General features: G+C 61.0%; 4 protein-coding genes and 1 pseudogene. 1 reads left to right on the top strand and 4 read right to left on the bottom strand.

Annotated features, from left to right (window positions below):
* The 4 genes and pseudogenes from EN884_RS29900 to lptC form a co-directional block, all read right to left on the bottom strand.
* Window positions 1–347: pseudogene (locus EN884_RS29900) on the bottom strand (RNA polymerase sigma-54 factor); the annotation flags it as partial.
* Between the two features lie 199 nt (window positions 348–546).
* Complete coding sequence (lptB, locus tag EN884_RS29895; protein WP_013529586.1) at window positions 547–1,365, bottom strand: LPS export ABC transporter ATP-binding protein; 819 nt, start codon at window positions 1,363–1,365, stop codon at window positions 547–549.
* Window positions 1,365–1,946: an LptA/OstA family protein gene (locus EN884_RS29890; RefSeq protein ID WP_013529585.1), complete on the bottom strand. Its 582-nt coding sequence runs from the start codon at window positions 1,944–1,946 to the stop codon at window positions 1,365–1,367. The genes lptB and EN884_RS29890 overlap by 1 nt, the downstream gene beginning before the upstream one ends.
* Entirely contained in the window at window positions 1,933–2,646 is a 714-nt protein-coding gene (gene lptC / locus EN884_RS29885) for an LPS export ABC transporter periplasmic protein LptC (RefSeq protein ID WP_013529584.1), read from the bottom strand. Before lptC ends, EN884_RS29890 begins: the two co-directional genes overlap by 14 nt.
* 404 nt (window positions 2,647–3,050) lie before the next feature.
* Here lptC and EN884_RS29880 point away from each other — a divergent pair.
* Window positions 3,051–3,512, top strand: a 462-nt coding sequence (locus EN884_RS29880) for a S49 family peptidase (RefSeq protein ID WP_164895236.1), incomplete at its 3' end; no start/stop codon positions are given.

Here is a 3,512-nt window from a genome sequence, read left to right as displayed (position 1 = left end):
AGGTCGGGACCGAGCCGCTCGCTGGTGCCCGGGTCGTCGGGAAACAGGTTTTCCAGCGACGTGTCGAGCTTGTCCGAGATCGCCTCCGCGCTCCACTGCGTCTCGTTTTCGAACCAGTCGCCTTCGCGGGCGGCTTGCGGCTCCGCCTCGATCTTCTGCGCCTGGTCGCTGGCGGCATCGTCCTGCGGCTCGGCGCGCTCCAGCAGCGGATTGCGCTCGATTTCCTCGTCGATGAAATGCTCGAGTTCGACATGGGTGAACTGCAGCAGCCGAATCGACTGCATCAGTTGCGGCGTCATCACCAGCGACTGCGATTGTCGTAGCTGTAGTTTGGCCGCCAACGCCATGGTTCGGTTTCAAACGCCTCGTCTACGCATCCGGACTTCCGGAAAGGAATTTTGCAGCCGGCCATAGAAACTGGCCCGGCTTTTGCTTGTCAAGGCAATTGGTAGCAAAACTCGCTTACCGGAGCGTTATCTCGGAGCAAAATCGAGGAAAAAGCGCCGCGCGAACCGCAAAAATCGTGTCAGGAAACAAATTTCACGCTCAGAGGGTGAAACCCTCGCCGAGGTAAAGTCGCCGCACATCCGGGTTTGCCACCACTTCGTCGGCCCTTCCATGGGTCAGCACCTGGCCGGCATGGATGATGTAGGCGCGGTCGATGAGGCCGAGCGTTTCGCGCACATTGTGATCGGTGATGAGGACGCCGATGCCGCGCGCCGTGAGGTGGCGCACCAGTTGTTGAATATCCGCGACGGCGATCGGATCGATGCCGGCGAAAGGCTCGTCGAGCAGCATGTAGGCCGGACGCGTCGCCAGCGCTCGCGCGATTTCCAAGCGTCGCCGCTCGCCGCCCGAAAGCGACATGGATGGCGCCTTGCGCAGATGGCTGATGTGGAATTCCTCGAGCAGTTCGTCGAGATTGCGCTCGCGCACCTTGCGGTCCTTTTCGACCACTTCCAGCACGGCGCGGATATTCTGCTCGACATTGAGGCCGCGGAAGATCGATGCTTCCTGCGGCAGATAGCCGATGCCGAGGCGTGCACGACGGTACATCGGCATCGACGTGACATCGAAGCCGTCGATCTCGATCGTGCCTTCATCCACCGGCACCAGGCCGGTAACCATATAGAAACAGGTCGTTTTGCCGGCGCCGTTGGGGCCGAGCAGTCCAACTGCCTCTCCGGCGCGCACGCCGATGGTGACGCCGCTGACGACCTTGCGGCCCTTGTAGCTCTTGGTCAGCCCCTTGGCGATCAGGGTTCCCTTGAACTTTCCCGCATCGACGGTCACCGTGGCCGGCGCCGAAAGCTTGCCGGCGGCCCGTCCCGGAAGACGCGCCGTCAGCGACGACAGGCTGGCCATCAGGGGTTCGTCGCTCCCGATTTCGGCGGCGGCGTGATCGACATCTGGACACGTTGCCCAGCGCATGGATCCACCTGAGCCAGCCCGCTTTTCATCTGCACGGTAAGTTTGCAGCCCACCAGAACGTTGTCGTTTTGCGACAGAACGACCTTTTTGCCCGAAAGCACCAGCACCTGGCTCTTCATATCGAAGCTGCCTTGATCGCCGGTCGCGATCTGCGCATCCGACTTGATATAGACCTTGTCGGAGATCTCCAGGTGGTCGATGTTGGCCGAGCCCGTCATCGCCGCACCCGCGGCCTCCGTGCCCTTGGCAGCGGCGTTGGGGTCCTTGACGTAGTAGACCGTCATCTTGCCGGCCTTCATCAATGTCGGCCCCTGGACGACGCTGACATTGCCCGTGAAGATGGCGACACTGTCGGCCTGGCGGACTTCCAGCTTGTCGCTCTCGATCTGGATCGGCTTGTCGCCGGACAGTTTGAGGCCTGATTGACTGGTCGTCTGCGCCCATGACGGCACGAGTCCGAGCAGCAGCAACGCTGAAGTTGCAGCCGCGAGCCGCGTCGAACTACTGAGCCGCATTGGTTTCTCCGCTGTTTCCCTGTGCCGCCTTCAGGGCGGCGGAATCGATGTTGACGCGCACTTTGTTCTCGAAAACCAGAATCTTGCCATTGTCCTGGACCGACATCGTATCCGCCGTGATCCGCGACCCGCCACGGCTGACATCGACGGGATCTCCTGTCTTCATAGTGCCTTTGCCCATGTCGAGGAAGACCGATTTGAACTTGGCCTGCATGCCGTCGGTCGTGGTGATCGTCACGTCGCTGGTCAGGTTCATCGTATTGCCGTCGCGATCGTAGGTGCCGTGCGAGGCCTTGACCGCCGCCACATTGTCGGACGCGATCGGCACCTTGGCGTCGATGCCTTCCAGCTCGATGATACCTTGCGTGCTGACATCCTGAATGGCACGCAGCGCCGTCATCGAATAAGGCTGCTTCTGCTTGGTGAAACCGTTGAGCTTGGGATTGGCCATCACCAGCTTGCCGTTGGAAAAGGCAGTGCCTTCCGCCTGAATCTTCACCGAGACGGGTGCGGCGAGATAGGAATAGACCGGGAAAGCGACCGCTATCAGTGCTGCGGCCACCGGCACGGCAAATTTGAGAACGCGCACGCGGCGCGAATGACGCTGTGCACGGTCGAAAGCATCGCCGCGCGTCCGGCCGTCCGCCGGGGGAGCCAACACCGCCTCGGCGTCGGTCGGTTCAATCGGTCGCGCTAACATTCACTGCTTTCTTCTAACCCTGCCCGCCCTTGGGCACCGCCTATAGGTGGGACGCCGGCGCTTTCAAGCAAGCACAAGCCCACGAAAACTGCAAAAATGTGACAGCCGCCTTTGTACAGACGAAAACGAAGTCCGCACAACTGCGTGTTCTCCATAGCAGAAACAGACACGCGGCGTAAAATTTATCAGCCATCGGTCTCGTCGCCCGACCTGGTGGCGATTGCACGAATATGTGAGCAGACCGACGCCTGGAGAGGGCCCGACCCGGCCCCGTCGACTGCCGACGCGGATAGCCACCTCACGTCCAGGCGCCGACTTGTCTCGCCATGCGCAAAAGAGAACTGCTTCCAGATGGGAGGATCATGGTCTAAAAGCGTCTCCTCCCGCCGACTGAAAGGCTGACCATGGCACTGAGAGCCGACGACCTGATCGACCGCCGCCGTTTGCGGCGCAAGCTGACATTCTGGCGCGTCGTCGCCATAGGCATCATAGCCCTTGGGGTGATTGCGCTTTCAACCTGGTTCTATGGCGACGATTTCGGCGGCTCGACGGTCGACCATATTGCCAAGGTCAAGATCGAAGGCACGATCACCGAGGACGAGGAACTGATCAAGCGGCTGGAAACCATCCGTCTTTCATCGAAGGTGAAAGGCGTGATCCTGTCGATCGATTCGCCTGGCGGCACCACCGTTGGCGGTGAATCGATCTATGAAGAAGTGCGCAAGCTGGCCGCCGACAAGCCGGTGGTGGCGGAAGTCGGCACGCTCGCCGCATCGGCGGGCTATATGATCGCCAGTGCCGCAGATCACATCGTTGCCCGCAAGACCTCGATCGTCGGCTCGATCGGCGTGCTGATCCAGTATCCC

It is taken from the genome of Mesorhizobium sp. M7A.F.Ca.AU.001.01.1.1, assembly GCF_004022735.1.
GTDB lineage: Bacteria > Pseudomonadota > Alphaproteobacteria > Rhizobiales > Rhizobiaceae > Mesorhizobium > Mesorhizobium ciceri.
This window is presented reverse-complemented; position numbering and strand designations above follow the sequence as displayed.